Here is a 19,863-nt window from a genome sequence, read left to right on the forward strand (position 1 = left end):
ACCCATGGTCTTTCTAGACGTTAAGCTATGCTAGTCAAATGCCATTTAAGCAATAAGAAATGCTACGATCCAAGTGATCCGCGCAACTGCACCTTGAAAACCGCATATAGTAACGGTTACAGCCACCTGCTGTTCCAAAACCCCCAAAACCCTTACAGGGATTGAAACAATAGATCAGAGTACTATACTAGCCTAGAAACTTGGTTCCAAAACCCCCAAAACCCTTACAGGGATTGAAACACTTCTCTATCTAATACCATTACAAAGGGTATATGTTCCAAAACCCCCAAAACCCTTACAGGGATTGAAACGAATTTGAAATTCTTGCTCATCGGAAGCGCTAATTCGTTCCAAAACCCCCAAAACCCTTACAGGGATTGAAACACCTACTGGCTAGGTAACTGACAAGCTAAAGAGATAAGGTTCCAAAACCCCCAAAACCCTTACAGGGATTGAAACATGATTAGATCTCCAATCAATGTAAAGGATTAGTTGTTCCAAAACCCCCAAAACCCTTACAGGGATTGAAACTATTTCTGCTAATTTCTTTAATGAGGAAGGTAGTGGTTCCAAAACCCCCAAAACCCTTACAGGGATTGAAACTAATCATCCAAACTATTTTATTGAACTTGATAAATTGTTCCAAAACCCCCAAAACCCTTACAGGGATTGAAACAAGCCATGCGAAAGCGTGATGCGGCTGTAGACACAGTTCCAAAACCCCCAAAACCCTTACAGGGATTGAAACCCCCACTATGTGGAGCAACTGGAAGGCGTGAGGGCGTTCCAAAACCCCCAAAACCCTTACAGGGATTGAAACCCCGCCCAAGATTGCATTCATCTAATAGAGTACGGTTCCAAAACCCCCAAAACCCTTACAGGGATTGAAACTGCCCGATCGCTGGTGAGCTAGGGGCACTTGGAGCGTTCCAAAACCCCCAAAACCCTTACAGGGATTGAAACTGCCTTGATAAATTACCTGGATCATAATCTTTCGTTCCAAAACCCCCAAAACCCTTACAGGGATTGAAACATAAGCAATTCCCGCTGTTTGCTGATTCATCTCGCTTGTTCCAAAACCCCCAAAACCCTTACAGGGATTGAAACAGATTAAAAGTGTCAGAATAAAGTGTGCAAAAAGCGTTCCAAAACCCCCAAAACCCTTACAGGGATTGAAACCGCTAAATGCCTGACTGAGCTTCTTTTTCCTCTTCCTGTTCCAAAACCCCCAAAACCCTTACAGGGATTGAAACACTTGGCGCGGCTGACTACCATTGCTGCTGATATTGAGTTCCAAAACCCCCAAAACCCTTACAGGGATTGAAACTTGAGACTGAGAATCTCGTTTTTGAGACTCCGAGGTTCCAAAACCCCCAAAACCCTTACAGGGATTGAAACGTATGCGGCAAAAGTATCGAATATTTTTGTATTGTGTTCCAAAACCCCCAAAACCCTTACAGGGATTGAAACGCTTCCCGCTGGAATTCCCGCCACAGTTCCGGCAGTTCCAAAACCCCCAAAACCCTTACAGGGATTGAAACAGCACCGAATGATACGCCACATCGCAGCCCTGCCGTTCCAAAACCCCCAAAACCCTTACAGGGATTGAAACAGCCAATCAAAAGCGATCGACCTGGTGAGAGGTGCGTTCCAAAACCCCCAAAACCCTTACAGGGATTGAAACCTGATTTGGGGCAAGAGGCAAGAGGTGAGGGGCAAGGTTCCAAAACCCCCAAAACCCTTACAGGGATTGAAACCCGTAGCCCCAAAGCAGCAGAGATTGAAAATGGCGTTCCAAAACCCCCAAAACCCTTACAGGGATTGAAACTTTTAGAAGCTCCGACCCGGCAATATACCCCGCCAGTTCCAAAACCCCCAAAACCCTTACAGGGATTGAAACTTGCCCGGTCGGAGTAACGCTAATGCCAGCGCCCGTTCCAAAACCCCCAAAACCCTTACAGGGATTGAAACTGCTTATGTACCTAATATAGCCCGTTTATAAACGGTTCCAAAACCCCCAAAACCCTTACAGGGATTGAAACTTCGGGGCAGCGCCAAAACGACATGGCTCCGCATTGTTCCAAAACCCCCCAAACCCTTACAGGGATTGAAACCGGAATTGAATCTAAAGGCTCCGAATTAGCCGATCCGGTTCCAAAACCCCCAAAACCCTTACAGGGATTGAAACGAAATTTATGGGCAATCCCGACACTCACGCGCTAGTTCCAAAACCCCCAAAACCCTTACAGGGATTGAAACGGTGCGCGGTATCCTAGATTGCCTCGCGTTAAAAAGTTCCAAAACCCCCAAAACCCTTACAGGGATTGAAACCAGACATTCGTTTCCATGCAAGCCAATGGACAACTGTTCCAAAACCCCCAAAACCCTTACAGGGATTGAAACAGAGAGCCTGTTTGAGGCGGGTAAGGATGATGAGGGTTCCAAAACCCCCAAAACCCTTACAGGGATTGAAACTCCTCAAACACAGCCCAAACTTTCCTATCCACCGCCGCGTTCCAAAACCCCCAAAACCCTTACAGGGATTGAAACGCTGGTAATCGATCCGGTCGTTCCCAGTGCCTGAAGTTCCAAAACCCCCAAAACCCTTACAGGGATTGAAACTCAATCTGCAAGAGTTTAATTTTTGCCCTTGCTCGTTCCAAAACCCCCAAAACCCTTACAGGGATTGAAACTATGTGGTTGATCTTTCAGGTACGGAAGGGTTGCCGCCTGGGTTCCAAAACCCCCAAAACCCTTACAGGGATTGAAACAAATTTCACCTCTCTTACAGCGGTGCGGCTCCAATTGGTTCCAAAACCCCCAAAACCCTTACAGGGATTGAAACGAAGATTCAATCGGTAGAGGCATTTCCACCTACAGTTCCAAAACCCCCAAAACCCTTACAGGGATTGAAACTCTCGCAAGTAGGCTTTTTGCCGGGTACGAAGCGAGTTCCAAAACCCCCAAAACCCTTACAGGGATTGAAACCTGCATCCTTCAATGCGATGTGGTGATAGGCATCGTTCCAAAACCCCCAAAACCCTTACAGGGATTGAAACTGAAATTCCAGACGACATCAGAAAGCTGCGCCGGTTCCAAAACCCCCAAAACCCTTACAGGGATTGAAACTTTTGGTCGCCAATCGAATGCTTCGTCCAGTTCCGTTCCAAAACCCCCAAAACCCTTACAGGGATTGAAACCGCCAAATGTCTGACTGAGCTTCTTTTTCCTCTTGGTTCCAAAACCCCCAAAACCCTTACAGGGATTGAAACGTGGGAGCCGTACCGCCAATGGGAGTCCAGCCTATGGTTCCAAAACCCCCAAAACCCTTACAGGGATTGAAACTCGAGTGACTTCGACCGGAGTGGCAACCATTAGCGTTCCAAAACCCCCAAAACCCTTACAGGGATTGAAACCCGGTGCCTACTGTGCCCAAGCTCCCAGCACCACCGCGTTCCAAAACCCCCAAAACCCTTACAGGGATTGAAACAAAGTAACCTTTCCAGATGGAACAATTAAATACCGTTCCAAAACCCCCAAAACCCTTACAGGGATTGAAACAGCGATCGCAAGCTTGCTGATTATTCGGCAGACGATAACGTTCCAAAACCCCCAAAACCCTTACAGGGATTGAAACGCAACGCCAGCCCCGCCTGCGATCGCCGTAGAAACGTTGATTGTGTTCCAAAACCCCCAAAACCCTTACAGGGATTGAAACAGCGATCGCACACACCCTTCGATAGGCGATCGCGGTTCCAAAACCCCCAAAACCCTTACAGGGATTGAAACAGGGCGGCAGGTGTTGCTATTTCTCAAGAATTTAAGGTTCCAAAACCCCCAAAACCCTTACAGGGATTGAAACGCGAGAATTGACGGCTGAACATCGGCGCGACTTTGAGGGTTCCAAAACCCCCAAAACCCTTACAGGGATTGAAACTTCATCGAAGCGTAGAACTACCTCCAAGGGCGCTCAAGTTCCAAAACCCCCAAAACCCTTACAGGGATTGAAACTATCAAGATCATCATCTGCGCCAAATCCTCAGCAGTTCCAAAACCCCCAAAACCCTTACAGGGATTGAAACCGCAAATATGCCAAAGAGATTGGCATTAAGGAAGGAGTTCCAAACCCCCCAAAACCCTTACAGGGATTGAAACGCCGTCTCTATGCCGCGCTCTAAAATGCCTCCCAGTTCCAAAACCCCCAAAACCCTTACAGGGATTGAAACTTCAGGTAGTACACCTTGACTTGGGCGATCGCTTGTAAATCAGCAAATATAGAAAGAAGGGAGCACCGATCGCGGCAGTAATGACGCCACAGGGAAGTTCGATCGGAGAAAATATACTGCGACCGACCCAATCCGCACTCACCACCAGCCATCCCCCTAAGAGTGCCGTAACGGGCAGTAAGCTTTGATGATTACCGCCCACAAAGCGACGACCGATATGGGGAGCAATTAACCCCACAAAGGCAATATTGCCCGCTGTCGCAACTGCAGATCCGGCTAGAGCAACGGCAACCATCACGAGCAGTCCTCGCTGCTGTTCCACCCGACTGCCCAAGCCTTTCGCCACCTCATCCCCCAAGTTCAACACATTCAACTGTCGGGTTAACCCCAACGCCAGCGGCACACCCACAGCACACCAAGGCAGAAATGCCCAAAACTGATTCCAGGTGCGACCATAGACGCTTCCCGCCAACCACACTAATGCTTGACTGACATCATAGATAGAACCAAAAGTAATCAATAAACTGGTGAACGCACTGGCGATCGCGGCTAACCCAATCCCCAGCAGGATCAACCGAATTGGCGAACTGCCGTTATCCCACGCCAGGGTGTAGATCACGATCGCAATTAGCAAGGCTCCGGTAAAAGCGGCGATCGGTAAGACATAGACCGGAGCCGATGGAAATAAGACAATCACGGCGACTGCTGCCAGACTCGCTCCAGCATTGATGCCGATAATGCTAGGGTCAGCAAGAGAATTGCGAGTTAAACCTTGAAAAATGGTGCCCGAAATCGCTAGCGCTACACCGACTAAAAAAGCAACCAAAGTACGAGGTAGGCGTAAAGTTTGAATCACAAAAACATGATCCGGATTGCCCGTATCAATCCCGAAAAGCGTTTTGATAATATCTAAAGTGGCAATTGGATATTCACCCTGCCCGACATTCAACACGATCGCCACAAAACTGAGAATTGCCAGCGCCAATAGCATAGTGGGCAACTTGGGATCGACCCGAAACGATAGGATCGATGAGTGAATCGCAAATCCGTCTTTCATTTCTTCACCTTCGACTTTGCCAGATAAACGAATACGGGCGCACCGACCAACGCTGTCATCACTCCAACGGGAAGTTCCTGCGGTTTAAGCAACACTCGTGCGGCAATGTCTGAGACTAACAAGAGAATGGCACCCAACAAAGCTGAATAAGGCAAAATCCAGCGGTAATCCGTCTTGATGAAGAAGCGCACGGCATGGGGCACCACCAACCCGATAAACCCAATTGGACCGGCGATCGCCACCGAACTGCCTGCCAATAACACCACACTGATCGCAGTGAGTAGTTTGATGCGTAACGTTTGCTGACCTAAGCTGGTAGCAACGTCTTCCCCTAAGCTCAAAGTGGTAATCTGCCGACTCAAGAGCAAGGCTAGCACTAATCCCACACCCCAAAAGGGTAAAACCTGCAAGAACAAGTCAAAATCGCGCCCAGCCAGAGAACCTGCCAACCAGAACCGAATTTCTTCTAACGTGCGTTGACTCACAATCAAAATTGCTGTCGTGATTGAGGAAATAAACGCCGTCATCGCTGCCCCGGCAACCGTGAGATTTAACGGGGTAGCTCCGCCTCTGCCCAACGAACCCAACAAGTAGACCGTTACGGCTGCCACTCCTGCACCCAAAAATGCCATTCCCGCGTATACAGAGGTTGAAGCACTCCCGAAAACGAACAGCGTTCCCACAACCGCTAAGGCTCCCCCGGCTTCAATTCCCAAGATTCCAGTTTCGGCTAATGGGTTGCGAGTGAGTCCCTGCATCAACGCGCCCGATACGGCTAAAGCCGCACCCACTGCGATCGCAATCAGCGATCGGGGCAATCTCAAGGTTTGAATCACCAAGTGATCGTAGGAATTATCAAACGTTGTGAAAGATTCTAAAATCACTCGGAGGGGAATATCTCTCGCACCGAGCGTCACACTGTAGATTAAACAAATCGATAACAGAATTGCACCTAGAACCAGACCCAGCAATCGTGATTTTGTAGACTGATTCAATCGATTAGCAGAAATTAGCGGAGTGGTCATATTTCCTTTTGTCAACGCCCAACAACATACACTTGTACTCCAAACTATGCCTAACGCCAAATTGTTAAGCCAAGTATAGTATTTAATGCGAATTATTATTAACTTCTCGCTAAATAAATTAAAATGCTAACGTACTTGGATGATGAGTTTCACGATCGCTATTTACTCATCTACTCCTCTGCCATCCCATCTTGACTCACTGATGGAATTTTCGCGATTGTCCAAGTCATTACCGCTGGCAGGAGTCGCTGGAAAACCGAAAATGAGAATCACAATGTCCTCAAAACCAAAGGCTACCACCTGGAACACAATTTTGGGCATGGGCAACAGCGGTTAGCCAACTTTTTACTCACCCTCAATCTGCTGGCATTTCTGTTTCATACGGTGCTGCATCTGGTGGACGACTCCTACCAACAGATTCGCCAACAGCGCGGCACTCGCTAAGGCTTCTTTCAAGATATTCTTAGCCTCACCCAGTATCTGCTGTTCGACAGTTGGCAGCATTTGATTGACTTTAGGCTCTCGGATGGAAAACCTACTCCTGCTACTGACTCCTCTTAGTGTTTGAATTTGGAATTGCTGGACAAGGCTAGGAGGCAGCCGTTAGGGTGGAACAACATATAACCCTATGGGGCTGATACAACGATGGTTCAAGAGGCAGATTCGGGCAGCACGATCGCGGTATCAGAGCAGTCGATCCAACTGATCCTGCAAGATTTTGAGCGATATCAAGCACCGATTCCCCAGGCAATTTTGAAGTATCTGGTTGAGGGTGGGGATGCTGCTGTTTTGCAGCAGTTGCAAGAGCGCTTCATCTTGATGTTGGATGAGCGTAGTTCGCCCCACACTTGGTATCAAGCACCGTCCTATGGTTTGCGATCGCAACTGCTGCACAGCCTGACAACTCAGGACATTGAGTTCTACGATCGGTTGACCCGCGCCTACGAGATCGAGGCTGAAAATCTGAAATGGCACAGATCCCCGGTGGAGGGCTGGTTGGCGTTGTTTCTGATCTGTCTTGTTGATCTGAGTCAACTCCGGTTTGCTCTGGAACCAATTGCCCTACCGTCTGCTGTTACCGCCCAGGTGATTGAGTCTTTGTTGCGGCGGCGGGGGGAAGCCCCGGATACGCTAGTTCGCTGGGTGTTTCTAGCAGATGTGCATCAGGAGGGCACACAGATGGCGGTGCGATTAGCCTGGATCGGGGTCAATCTGCCGCAATTCAGCGCCTACAGCCTCCAGTACGAGAGCGTGATCCGCGCCGCGCTGGAGCATCCAGACTTGGAGCAACGCCTTCATGCTCTGGATATGCTGACCGTCTCTCAGATGTCCCCAGTTCCGGTGGCGGCTCTACTGGTCGATCGCGCCACCGGGAGTTCTAAGCAGGAACGCACCGCTGCCCTGAGGGTGCTACAGCGAGAGTCGATCGCGGTCGTTCCCTTTGTCGAAGCCCAAGCCCAAGCGGGGCGGCTCACTGAACGGGTCCACGCCATTAGGCTTCTGGGCGAGTTGATCGGCACAGAGGCGCGTCCCTTTTTGGAAGAACGGCTGGAAATTGAAAAGACGGCAACAGTGCAAAATGCCATTCAGCAGACATTGCAGGATTTGGACAGCCTGAGTGTACCGGAACCAGAAATCCTGTTATCCCCCTTGCCTGGGGTGGAACTGGCGAACCCTTTGCCTGCGATCGTGGGCGAAATAATCCACACTCTGCTGCATCATTGCTACGAGTTAGCCCAGGCAAAGTACGACGCGACGGAATGTCAGCGTTACCCAGAGATTCCCCAGCCGCAACCGCCCTCGGATGATTGGGTTGATCGCGTGTTTCAGTGCCTTCAGTTTGGTACAGCCGAGGAGTGTCTGGCGATCGTTCCGGTCTACCACTACCTGATTCATCCCCAAATAGAGGCTCAGTTTCGCCAACTGCTCCAGACCCCGCAGCTAGACCTGATCCATGTAACTCGCCTGCTCCTGCTGCTGCAACTGATGCCGATCGAATCCGAGACAGTTCCCAACGCCGTGATCCCCCAGGCGTGGTACTGGAAGGAGTGGGAGATCAACGCCGATCTACAGCGCTGGTGTCAACATCGTTGCCCCGATAGCAGCCTGCGCTATCTGGCGGCGGGGCTGGAAGTGCTGGGCATTCCGGGAGAAGTGATCGCCTGGAAAATGTTGAATCGGGAGGAGATGCCGTTTTGGGGCTGGGGCGATCGGGCGATTTGGGAATACTTCGCTGAGCGCCTGCCGATTTTGGACTTGCTGTGGGGGCTGGCTCCCTTTCCTCAGCTTTACTACATCCATGAGCAATCGGCTCGACGGCAGCTTTTCCGGATTCTAGAGAAGTTTCCCCAGCTACCGACTCGGTTTGTGCCGCCTCTGTGGGAGGTGGCGCTGAACGGGCTGCAAGTCGAAATGCCTCTGGCTCAACGTTGCCTAGATCGTCGCCCCGGAACCCAGGAACGTCTGCACCAACTGCTCAACCACAGTGATCCAGCCGTGCAGATTACCGCAATCCATTGGCTGACCCGCCTTCAAGATCGCACGGTCATTCCTCAACTTCAGGCTGCCCTGCGTCGTCGAATCACTGGAGCGGTGCGAGATGCGCTGCTGCGATCGCTGGAGAAACTGGGCGCTGATATCGAAGAATTTCTCGATCGATCCCACCTGCTGCAAGAAGCTCAAGACGGCTTGCGAAAAGCCCTTCCTAAAGCACTAGTCTGGTTCCCATTTTCGTTGCTTCCCCCGGTTCACTGGCAGGACACAGGCGAACCCGTCGATCGCCAAATCCTGACCTGGTTTATTGTGCAGAGCTATCAGCAGAAAAACCCGGAACCCAGCCCCCTGCTAAGGCAATACGCCAAACTCTGGCAATCCGACGATCGCCAGCAGTTTGGGCAATTTGTCCTGGAAAGCTGGATCAATCAGGATACCCAGGTTACGAGCGCCACCAAAGAGAAAGGCGTGTTGGCAGTAGCGGGAGCCTGTGGCGGGGCAGCGATAGTTCCTGTGATCAACCGCTACCTGAAAACCTACTTTGGCAATCGCCTAGCCCAGTGTCTCGCCTTAGTGCAAATGCTGGCATGGAGCAATGATTTTGCGGTAATTCAGTTGTTGCTGGCGATCGCCAACCGCTTTCGCACCCAGAAAATTCAGGAAGCCGCCCAGCAGTGTGTACACCAGTTGGCAGAGCGGCAAGGCTGGACGCTGGCAGAACTGGGCGATCGCACCATTCCCTGGTGTGGGCTAGCGGAGGACGGATCGCTGCTGCTGAACTATGGCGCTCGTCAGTTCACGGCTTGTTTAGACGGGGAATGCAAGCTGATTTTGACCGATCGCAGTGGCAAAGTGCTGAAATCTCTGCCTACCGCCCACAAAGATGACGACGCGGAACAGGTGAAAGCCGCCAAACAACAGTGGACAGCTACCAAAAAGCAAGTGGATCTCGTGCGATCGCAGCAGCAAGCCCGCCTCTACGAAGCCCTCTGCACTCAACGAAGCTGGACGTTTGCCGATTGGGAACTGTTTTTGCGTGTTCATCCGATCTGTGGGCGCTTGTGCCAAAAGGTGATCTGGGCAATGTTCACCGACCACTCAACCCAGCCAATCCAAACTTTTCGATCGCAAGCAGATCAGACGATCGTGGATGTTGAGGGAAATTTGATTACCCTGTCTCCAACGGCGATCGTGCGACTGGCTCAGGCGACTTTACTGACTCCAGAATTAACCCAGGCATGGCAGCAGCACCTAATCACCGCCCAAATCAACCCGCTATTTGAACGCTGGACAGCCGTGTATGCTCCCCCCGCTGCCAGCCAGCAAATGATGTCCATCAGCGATTTTGCCGGACTCTCCCTCGATCAACATCCACTTCGCCATCAAGCGATGCAGCTTGGCTATCTGCCCCACAGCGAAGACTTTGAACACGGCTGGACAGTAGAATATCGCAAGCAGTTTGAGAGCCTGAATCTCTCAGCCGTTATCGCCTGTTCCGGTCATCCCCCCGTAAACCAAGACGATTTTGAGGTGCAGCTTGGAGAGTTATTTTTCCTTCAGCAAGAACGGCAACTGTCGCTGGCTGAAGTGCCACCCGTTTTGCTAAGTATTGTTTGGAGCGAGATTCACACGATCTCAGGGAAAGGTACGCCCTAGTAGACAGTAATAAATTCTGCAACACCTGTAGCGCACGCTAGGAGTCTGTGCGGGCAAAATACCCACCTTACAGTCGCATAACTTTCTATTCGTTGCACTAGTGGTCTGTTAAGGTTGAAATGATGGGTAAAGCCGTTTGAGTTTAATCCGAGCATCATTCAGTGGTAAATCGCCAATCTATCGTTCGCAATTGGGTATTTCGGCGCTGTTCCCACGCCAATGTTTCTCGTTGCAATGCTAGTGGGTCAGGAATGCAGCGGTCGAGACATTGACGGGCTAACACACTCAGTTCACTTTCTGCCATATTGAGCCAACTGCCGTGGATAGGGGTGTAGTGAAATTCCAATTTTTCTAAAATACGCTTGGCTTCTTGAGGTTCAAAGGTGGCATACAAAGCCGAGGGGTCATGGGTGTTGAGTTGATCTTGCACGACTGTCACCCACTGTGCATCGGGGTAACGCACATCGACCAAGTATTTCATTTGCTGGGTCTAATCCTGCTTAGTGCGGCGTTCTGTGACTTCTACATGTCTCCAACCCGCTAAGGGTTCAACGAACATAAACAGATTGCACACCCCATTGCGTTCATACTCACAGTCATAGCGCAGTGGTTGTCCCGGTTCCATCGGCAACGGAATTTGGGTTTCTTTGACCAACTGTTTGCTGGTTTCGTCGAAACACACGACTGGATAGCGAGGGTCGTAAGCACGGGTGTACACACTCAGTACATCCTCCATGTAATAGACAAACCGGGCATTAGCTTCGGGGGGAATGACCCAGCATTCTCTCAACCAGGGCTTGATGTCGTTTTTTTCAGCGTTTGCCGAATCGTTTCATGCGAGACACTCTCGACATACTCTAATTCCACCATCCGTTCGGCTCACAAGCACAGACTCCAGCGGGCGTGTCCTTGCGGGTGACTCACTACAGGTGATTGCAATCAGATGGGCTTCTTGCTCTCCATCAAGGCGGTGCGGTTTGCGCTGTTGCTGCACTGCCCGACTCAAAGCACACTCTAAGCTTGTTTCGACAAACCGTTGCCGTACCCGTTCAATCGTTGCCACACTGATGTCGAGCGCTTGGCTAATTGCTTCATCCGTCCAACCTCCATCCTCTTGGTTTATATCGACTTTGAGCAAAATCCGCCCATGGTTCATTTTGTAGGCAGCAACTTTGCCAGTTGTCGTGAGTTGCTCCAACTCTTCTCGTTCTTCAGCAGTTAGAGAGACGATGTATTTCTTTCTCACCATGATGGTTTGCCTGATTGAGATAGCTCAAATTATCATCTCATTTACCCATCAAATCAAGGCTGACAATCTACTAGATAGAATGTCAGCACGGCACTCAACACCAGACAAACCAAAAAGCTGAGACCCGAAATCATACGAATTATTCCACACAGGTTTGCCGATCGTTGCGATCATCACAATAGGGATACAACAAGATAGTGTCAATTGCGTCGCTGCAAGGCAAATGTCGTTTGCTCTGGCAGTCTCTCTAGTCAAAGCATGGTCGTTCGACAAGCAAGGGAGGGCTTGAATGGATGCAGCCGTCGTTGGAACATGGTTGCTGGCAGCAGCGACATCCATCAGTAGTGAAGTCTCCTTCACCGAAGCTGAGGCAGCAGGTGGAGTAGACGCATGGCTATATGGCACTAGCCATCATTTGCTCAATCAAGCGCAGCCTATTGAGGGGTTGACGCTAACTATTGGTGCTGATGCGACCTTTCCGAAGTGAGAACTCGTGCGCTTAACCTTGCCTGGTACGATCGCGAAGGCGTTTTAGACAGGTCACGCCGTTTGATGGCATTGTGGCGATCGAGTATGCTGGCTTTGCTAAACTTCCGCTCTGGGGAATTCTGTTGATCGACATCCTCTTTGCGATCGCCTACATTCAAGGTAAGTGGTATCTCTAGAAGGATGTATTTCAAGCGGGGGACGCAGACTTTACCAATTGCTGTTCGTGACACTAACCATAATTCAGTCAGTAGAAGCGATAAAGTTGATGGATGCGCGAAACAGTCATGCTCGCCAGATTGCTAGTGTTCAACAAACTGGCAACCCAAACATTCATAAAAACAATGACGCACTTTTTCCAGATGTTAAGTGAGCGACCTCTGCTACTGCTTGAGTAAGCTCAGTGGGAGTAATGGGCTTGGTCAGAAAGTGTTGAAATCCGGCTGAAATCGCCTTCATCCGATCTTTCTCCTTCGCATACGCTGTCAGCGCGATCGCCGGAATAGTCACCCCGCGATCGCGTTCAAACTCTTGAATGCGCTGGAGCAACTCGTAGCCATCTTCTTCGGGCATCGCCACATCTGTTAATAGCACATCGGGCTGGGAGTGCTGCAAATAATCCATTGCCGCTTGTCCACTCGCAACCGCAATGACTTGAGCACCTGCTTGCTCCAACACGGTCACAATATAACCGCGATTATCAGGATTGTCATCCACGACCAGTACCATAATGCTACTGAGCATGAGGTTTGCGGTTGAACTGGCAGATGAGATTGACGGATCGGGCGACGGGGCAACTTGAGATGCAACTTGCAAAGGCAGATGGATGGTAAACGTCGATCCTTTGCCTGTTCCCTCACTGGTGACATTAATCTGACCACCGTGCAACCCTACTAACTGATGAACGATCGCTAATCCTAGTCCTAACCCATCATGGGAGCGGGTGGAAGACGAGTCTGCCTGCTGAAAGTATTCAAAGATGTGAGGTAGAAAATTAGGATCAATGCCAACGCCCGTGTCTGTGATAGTGATTTGAGCGTGAAGGGGTGAAGGGGTGGAGGGGTCGATGGGTCGATAGGTCAATGGGTAGTCATTCACCCCTCTACTCATCCACTCATCCACTCTCCCATGCTCAACACACTCTAGCTTCACCTCCACCTGTCCATCTTCTGGGGTGAATTTGATGGCATTCGAGAGTAGGTTTCGCAGGACTTGCTGAAGTCGTTGCAGATCACCTCTAACGATGCAAGTATCAGAGGTGATCTGATTGACGAGGCGAATGCCTTTCGTGTCGGCAGATGGACGGATGGAGTCGATTTCGACCGCGATTAGGTTGAACAAATCGATCGGTTGTAGATTAAGCCGTAATTTGCCCCGCATTAAACGAGCGACATCCAAAATATCGTCGATCAGTTGGGCTTGAGCTTGAGCGTTGCGGCTGATCGTTTCAATCGCAGAACGAGCTTTTTCGGCATCCAGTTTGTCGGCTACTAGCAGCTTTGACCAACCCAGGATTGCGTTCAGAGGGGTGCGAAGTTCATGGGAGACGATCGCCATAAATTCGTCTTTCATGCGGCTAGCGGTCTCTGCTTGTTGACGGGCAAGTTGCTCTCGCATAATCTCAATCTTCTGCATCGCTAACTCAGTCGACTGTCGCTGAATCTCCTGAGCCTTTTTAAACAACTCGACAAAGACTGAGACTTTTGAAATGAGAATCTCTGGCTCGATTGGTTTGAGCAAATAGTCCACGGCACCGAGAGCGTAGCCCCTCATCCGCCACATATCATCGGTGCTAAATGCGGTGACGAAAATGATTGGAGTATACTGCGATCGCTCACGTTGTCGGATTAAGGAAGCAGTTTCAAATCCATCCATCTCCGGCATTTGTACGTCTAGCAAAATGACAGCAAAGTCTTGATTCAGTAGACACCGGAGGGCTTCTTTACCCGAAGCTGCTCTCACCAGATTTTGTCCTAAACTACCCAAAATGGCTTCTAAGGCGATCAAGTTTTCGACATGATCGTCGATGAGCAGGATGTTGACTTTGAGTTCGGAGGACATGGAGGAAGGGGAGTAAGGGGATGGGGGAGTCAAGGAGTGAGGGAAGGAGGTTCTGGGTTTTAGGTTCTAGGTTTTAGGTTCTAGGTTGTGGTCAATTTCTGATCCCTATTCCCTATTCCCTCGATTGCGACAACCAAACTCGCAAGAGTGAGAGGAGGTGTTCGATTTCTACAGGTTTGGTGATGTAGTCGGTTGCACCTGCTTCAAGACATTTTTCGCGATCGCCTTTCATGGCTTTGGCAGTCAGGGCAATCATGGGTAGATGCATAAACTGACCCATTTGACGAATGGCTTGCATGGTTTCGTAGCCATCCATTCCGGGCATCATAATGTCCATTAACACGACATCCACATCTGGGTTCGCTTGCAGCATCTGAATCCCATCGTTACCGTTTTCGGCATAGAGGATTCGCATTTGCTGTCGTTCTAACATGCTGGTGAGGGCGAAGATGTTGCGAATGTCGTCATCGACAATGAGAACCTTTTTACCCGTCAAAATCGGATCGCTGCGTCGTAGTTGTTCCAGAATGGTGCGCTGACGACTGGGTAGATTTGCCTGAATCCGATGCAAGAAGAGAGTGGTTTCATCAAGCAGACGTTCGGGCGATCGCGCGTCTTTGAGAATCAAGGTGTCGGACAAACGGCGCAGTTCCACTTCTTCTTGAGTAGTTAGCTCTTTGCCCGTGTAGATGACGATGGGAAGCCGACCCAAATTTGGCTCTCGTTTGATTTGTTCCAGTAGCTCAAAGTTCTTGGCATCGGGTAGGAGTAGATCGAGGACTAAACAGTCAAATCGCTCTGAACGGATGGCGGTTAAAGTTTCGGCGGCGGTTCCGACAGCAGTAATTTTGACATCTCCATCGCCAATCAGATCAACGATGCTTTGACGTTGAGCGTCGTCATCTTCAACCACAAGCAGGTTTTTCACCAACCGTTCGACAAATTCTTTCATGCTGGCGAGGGCGTTGAGCAGTGAATCGCTACTAACAGGTTTTTGCAGGTAGGCGATCGCGCCTTGTCGCAAACTGCGATCCTGCCCATCTTCGATCGTCATAATGTGGACGGGAATATGGCGTGTGCTGGGGTCATGTTTCAGGTAGTTCAACACCGTCCAGCCATCCAGAATCGGCAAGCGGATGTCTAGCATGATGGCAGAGGGTTGAAATTCTTGCGCCATCTGGAGTCCGACATCGCCTCGGCTGGCAATTAAACCTTTGAAGCCATGTTGCCGCGACAAATCGAGCAAGATTCGGGCAAAGTTGAGATCGTCTTCAATGATCAGCAGGGAGCGATCGCCGGATTCAATCGAGACGCGATCGTCTTCAATGATCGTTTCGGCTGAGAAGGTGCCCACTTGTTGAGCCGTCACCGGGATGGCATCTGGGATTCTCGGCGACACGATTTCATCCGGTCGGAGCGCGATCGTTGAGTTAGCAGGCTGGGACGGAGCGCTATTCAGCAGCGACGATCGTCGCCCTCCTATTTCCCTTTCTAGGATGCCCGGCAGGGTTCTTCCCAACTCCCCACCAGCGTAAGTCAATGGCAAGTAGAGGGTAAACGTGCTGCCTCGACCCAGTTCACTCACCAGGCGAATTTCACCGCCCAGAAGTTGAGCAATTTCGCGGCTGATGGACAAGCCTAAGCCCGTGCCGCCATAGCGACGGCTGGTGGTGCCATCTTCCTGTTGAAAGGCTTCAAAAATAATCTGTTGCTTTTCTGGCGCAATGCCGATACCCGTATCGGTGACAGCAAAGGCAATGACGCGATCGGCTTGATTGAGGCTAGATTTTTCGGGACTCCAACCTGCGGTAACTACATTAATATCCAACCGAACCTGTCCCCGCTCGGTAAACTTAAAGGCATTTGCCAGCAGGTTTTTCAAGACCTGTTGTAGTCGCTTCGCATCGGTATACAGGGTATGGGGCAACTGTTCGTTGAAGTGGAGTTGAAAGTCGAGTTTGCGATCGACGGCAACTTGCCGGAAGGTGCGTTCGAGATGAACCTGGAGATCGGCAAATAGGATTTGTTCAGCGTCTACAGAAATCGTACCTGATTCGATCTTTGCCAAGTCGAGGATGTCGTTGATTAGTCCCAACAGATCGTTGCCAGCGGAGTAAATGGTTTGGGAGTATTCCACCTGTTTGGGAGTCAGGTTAGTGTCGGTGTTGTCAGACAACAGGCGTGCCAGAATCAGCAGGCTATTCAGGGGTGTCCGCAATTCGTGAGACATATTTGCCAGGAATTCGGACTTGTATTTGGAAGTCAGCGCTAATTGTTCAGCCTTTTCTTCCAATGAAAGTCGCGCCTGTTCAATTTCACTATTTTTACGTTCTACTTCGGTGTTTTGTAGTTCAAGTAATTCGGCTTTTTCCTGGAGTTCTTCGTTCGTGCGTTGGAGTTGTTCTTGCTGATTCTTCAGTAAGTCTTCCGAAGCTTTCAAAGATTGGGCTTGTTGTTCCAAACGACGGTTGGTATCAGTGAGTTCGGTTTGTTGCCCTTGCATCTCTTCTGCTAAGGACTGAGATTGTTTCAGCAGTTCCTCGGTTCGCATACTCGCCGCGATCGTATTGAGGACGATCGCGATACTCTCAGTCAGTTGATCGAAGAAGGTGAGATGAATTTCATTGAAGCGATTAAAAGATGCCAGTTCGACCACAGCCGTTACTTGTCCTTCAAATAAAACAGGCAACACAACGACATTCATCGGTGAGGCTTCACCCAGTCCAGAATTAATCCGGATGTAATCTAAAGGAACTTCGGTGACGAGAATTCGCTCTTTCTCCAGGGCACACTGCCCCACCAAGCCTTCGCCGAGATAGAAGCGATTCGCCAGATTTTTCCGTTCCCGATATGCATAGGTACTCAGCAGTTTGAGGAATGGCGGATGCATTTCGCTCGTTTCCAGCATGTAGAAAACTCCATGCTGAGCCGATACCAGGGGAGCCAGTTCGGACAAGATGAGTTTGGAGACGGTTTCTAGGGCGCGCTGCCCCTGCAACATGCGGGTAAATTTTGCCAGATTCGTTTTGAGCCAGTCTTGCTCAATATTCTTTTGAGTGGTTTCGCGCAGATTGGCGATCATCTGGTTGACGTTATCTTTCAGGATGGCGACTTCACCCTGGGCTTCCACAGCAATGACTCGTGTTAAGTCACCTTTCGTCACGGCGGTTGCCACCTCCGCGATCGCACGCACCTGAGTCGTCAAGTTGGCTGCCAGTTCGTTCACGTTGTCGGTGAGGTCGCGCCAGGTGCCGGATGCACCGGGCACTTTCGCCTGACCACCCAGTTTTCCTTCAATTCCCACTTCCCGCGCTACGGTTGTCACTTGGTCGGCAAAGGTTGCCAGGGTATCGATCATTTCATTGATCGTGTCTGCTAGGGTTTCGATCTCACCTTTGGCATCCAGCATCAGTTTTTGTTTCAAATTCCCGTTTGCCACAGCCGTCACCACTTTGGCAATGCCTCGCACTTGGGCGGTCAAATTTCCTGCCATTGAGTTCACATTGTCGGTCAGATCTTTCCAAATGCCTGCCACACCCACCACCTGAGCTTGACCGCCCAATTTCCCTTCCGTTCCCACCTCCCGTGCCACCCGCGTTACCTCGGAAGCGAAGGAACTCAGTTGATCCACCATCGTATTGACGGTGTTTTTCAGTTCAAAAATCTCGCCACGCACATCCACCGTGATTTTCTTGGACAGGTCTCCATTCGCGATCGCGGTGGAGACTTCAGCAATGTTCCGTACCTGTGCCGTCAAATTTCCTGCCATCGAGTTCACGGAATCGGTCAAGTCTTTCCAGGTGCCAGCCACGCCCGATACTTGGGCTTGTACGCCCAACTTGCCTTCGGTTCCCACTTCCCGCGCTACCCGTGTGACTTCGGAAGCGAAGGAATTGAGTTGATCCACCATGATGTTGATGGTACTTTTCAAATCCAGAATTTCGCCCTTCACATCGACGGTGATCTTCTTGGACAAGTCACCGTTTGCCACAGCAGTCGTGACTTCGGCAATGTTTCGGACTTGGGCGGTTAAACTGCCTGCCATGAAGTTCACGGAGTCGGTCAAATCTTTCCAGGTGCCAGCCACGCCACCCACTTCTGCCTGTACGCCCAGTTTGCCTTCCGCGCCCACTTCCCGCGCCACCCGCGTCACCTCGGAAGCAAAGGAATTCAACTGATCCACCATCGTGTTAACGGTGTTCTTCAGTTCCAGAATTTCGGCCCTTCACATCGACGGTAATTTTCTTAGACAAGTCGCCGTTGGCTACAGCGGTTGTGACCGTCGCGATGTTCCGTACCTGTGCCGTCAAACTACCTGCCATGAAGTTCACGGAGTCGGTCAAATCTTTCCAGGTGCCAGCCACACCGCGCACATCGGCTTGTACGCCCAGTTTGCCTTCCGCGCCCACTTCCCGTGCTACCCGCGTCACCTCAGAGGCAAAGGAACTGAGTTGATCCACCATGATGTTGATCGTGTTTTTCAGTTCCAAAATTTCGCCTTTCACCTGTACGGTGATTTTCTTGGAAAGGTCGCCATTGGCGATCGCCGTTGCCACTTCCGCAATATTCCGTACCTGCCCAGTCAAATTCCCCGCCATCGAGTTCACATTGTCTGTCAGGTCTTTCCAAGTGCCAGCTACCCCCGGAACCTGCGCCTGTACACCCAGTTTCCCTTCCGTCCCCACCTCCCGCGCTACCCGCGTCACCTCGGAGGCAAAGGAACTGAGTTGATCCACCATCGTGTTGATCGTGTTTTTCAGTTCCAGAATTTCGCCCTTCACATCGACGGTGATTTTCTTGGAGAGGTCGCCGTTGGCTACAGCCGTCGTCACATCGGCAATGTTCCGTACCTGTGCGGTCAAGTTTCCTGCCATTGAGTTTACAGAATCGGTCAAGTCCTTCCAGGTGCCAGCTACCCCTCGCACTTCGGCTTGTACGCCCAGCTTGCCTTCCGTTCCCACCTCCCGCGCCACCCGCGTCACCTCAGAGGCGAAGGAATTCAACTGATCCACCATGATGTTGATCGTGCTTTTCAAATCCAGAATCTCACCCTTCACATCGACGGTAATTTTCTTAGACAAGTCGCCATTGGCGACTGCCGTGGTGACTTCGGCAATATTCCGCACCTGCGCTGTCAAGCTGCCTGCCATGAAGTTCACAGAGTCGGTCAGGTCTTTCCAGGTGCCAGCCACCCCTCGCACCTGCGCCTGACCGCCGAGTTTACCATCGGCTCCCACTTCTCGCGCCACCCGTGTGACTTCCGAGGCGAAGGAATTCAACTGATCCACCATCGTGTTAACAGTATTCTTCAGCTCTAAAATTTCGCCCTTCACGTCTACCGTAATTTTGCGAGACAGGTCGCCATTGGCGATCGCCGTTGCCACTTCCGCAATGTTTCGCACCTGTCCGGTTAAATTTCCTGCCATCAGGTTTACGTTGTCGGTGAGGTCTTTCCAGGTGCCCGCCACCCCTTTCACCTCTGCCTGTACGCCCAACTTCCCTTCGGTGCCCACTTCTCGCGCCACCCGCGTCACTTCCGAGGCGAAGGAATTCAACTGATCCACCATCGTGTTAACAGTATTCTTCAGCTCTAAAATTTCGCCCTTCACG

At 50.7% G+C, this 19,863-nt stretch carries 7 protein-coding genes, 2 pseudogenes and 1 CRISPR repeat array; of the genes and pseudogenes, 3 read left to right on the forward strand and 6 right to left on the reverse strand.

Features of this window, described 5'->3' with window-relative positions; all coding sequences use genetic code 11:
• Window positions 1–131: 131 nt before the first annotated feature.
• Window positions 132–4,226: a CRISPR direct-repeat array (repeat unit 37 nt; unit sequence GTTCCAAAACCCCCAAAACCCTTACAGGGATTGAAAC).
• A 1-nt stretch (window position 4,227) separates the two neighbouring features.
• Both AB3R30_RS24120 and AB3R30_RS24125 read right to left on the reverse strand, forming a co-directional pair.
• Window positions 4,228–5,283 carry a FecCD family ABC transporter permease gene (locus tag AB3R30_RS24120; protein WP_458651764.1) on the reverse strand — a complete coding sequence of 352 codons (1,056 nt, stop codon included), beginning with the start codon at window positions 5,281–5,283 and terminating at the stop codon, window positions 4,228–4,230.
• Window positions 5,280–6,308, reverse strand: a complete 1,029-nt coding sequence (locus AB3R30_RS24125) for a FecCD family ABC transporter permease (protein WP_458651765.1) — start codon at window positions 6,306–6,308, stop codon at window positions 5,280–5,282. Before AB3R30_RS24125 ends, AB3R30_RS24120 begins: the two co-directional genes overlap by 4 nt.
• Window positions 6,309–6,524: 216 nt before the next feature.
• On the opposite strand from AB3R30_RS24125, the pseudogene AB3R30_RS24130 reads away from it, so the two are divergent.
• Together AB3R30_RS24130 and AB3R30_RS24135 are read left to right on the forward strand one after the other, a co-directional pair.
• A pseudogene (locus tag AB3R30_RS24130) lies at window positions 6,525–6,752 on the forward strand (hypothetical protein); the annotation flags it as partial.
• Between the two features lie 201 nt (window positions 6,753–6,953).
• Window positions 6,954–10,457 carry a DUF4132 domain-containing protein gene (locus tag AB3R30_RS24135; protein WP_458651766.1) on the forward strand — a complete coding sequence of 1,168 codons (3,504 nt, stop codon included), beginning with the start codon at window positions 6,954–6,956 and terminating at the stop codon, window positions 10,455–10,457.
• A 108-nt stretch (window positions 10,458–10,565) separates the two neighbouring features.
• Here the strand turns inward: AB3R30_RS24135 and AB3R30_RS24140 are convergent.
• Window positions 10,566–11,706: pseudogene (locus AB3R30_RS24140) on the reverse strand (IS630 family transposase).
• A gap of 289 nt (window positions 11,707–11,995) precedes the next feature.
• Between AB3R30_RS24140 and AB3R30_RS24145 the strand changes: the two are divergent.
• Entirely contained in the window at window positions 11,996–12,193 is a 198-nt protein-coding gene (locus AB3R30_RS24145; protein ID WP_458651767.1) for a hypothetical protein, read from the forward strand.
• Between the two features lie 332 nt (window positions 12,194–12,525).
• Here AB3R30_RS24145 and AB3R30_RS24150 read toward each other — a convergent pair whose 3' ends face one another.
• The 3 genes from AB3R30_RS24150 to AB3R30_RS24160 form a co-directional block, all read right to left on the reverse strand.
• Window positions 12,526–14,253, reverse strand: a complete 1,728-nt coding sequence (locus tag AB3R30_RS24150; protein WP_458651768.1) for a response regulator — start codon at window positions 14,251–14,253, stop codon at window positions 12,526–12,528.
• 112 nt (window positions 14,254–14,365) lie between these two features.
• On the reverse strand, window positions 14,366–18,439 hold the full coding sequence (locus AB3R30_RS24155; RefSeq protein ID WP_458651769.1) for a response regulator: 4,074 nt from the start codon (window positions 18,437–18,439) through the stop codon (window positions 14,366–14,368).
• A 4-nt stretch (window positions 18,440–18,443) separates the two neighbouring features.
• On the reverse strand, window positions 18,444–19,863 hold a 1,420-nt coding region (locus tag AB3R30_RS24160; protein ID WP_458651770.1), incomplete at its 5' end, for a HAMP domain-containing protein.

It is taken from the genome of Sivoneniella epilithica UHCC 1019, from assembly GCF_040830845.1.
GTDB lineage: Bacteria > Cyanobacteriota > Cyanobacteriia > Leptolyngbyales > Leptolyngbyaceae > ULC077BIN1.

Coding starts and splice junctions, on each gene's coding strand:
- AB3R30_RS24120 (WP_458651764.1), bottom strand. CDS start 5,283: ATGAAAGACGGATTTGCGATTCACTCATCGATCCTATCGTTTCGGGTC.
- AB3R30_RS24125 (WP_458651765.1), bottom strand. CDS start 6,308: ATGACCACTCCGCTAATTTCTGCTAATCGATTGAATCAGTCTACAAAA.
- AB3R30_RS24135 (WP_458651766.1), top strand. CDS start 6,954: ATGGTTCAAGAGGCAGATTCGGGCAGCACGATCGCGGTATCAGAGCAG.
- AB3R30_RS24145 (WP_458651767.1), top strand. CDS start 11,996: ATGGATGCAGCCGTCGTTGGAACATGGTTGCTGGCAGCAGCGACATCC.
- AB3R30_RS24150 (WP_458651768.1), bottom strand. CDS start 14,253: ATGTCCTCCGAACTCAAAGTCAACATCCTGCTCATCGACGATCATGTC.
- AB3R30_RS24155 (WP_458651769.1), bottom strand. CDS start 18,439: ATGGTGGATCAGTTGAATTCCTTTGCTTCCGAGGTGACGCGGGTGGCG.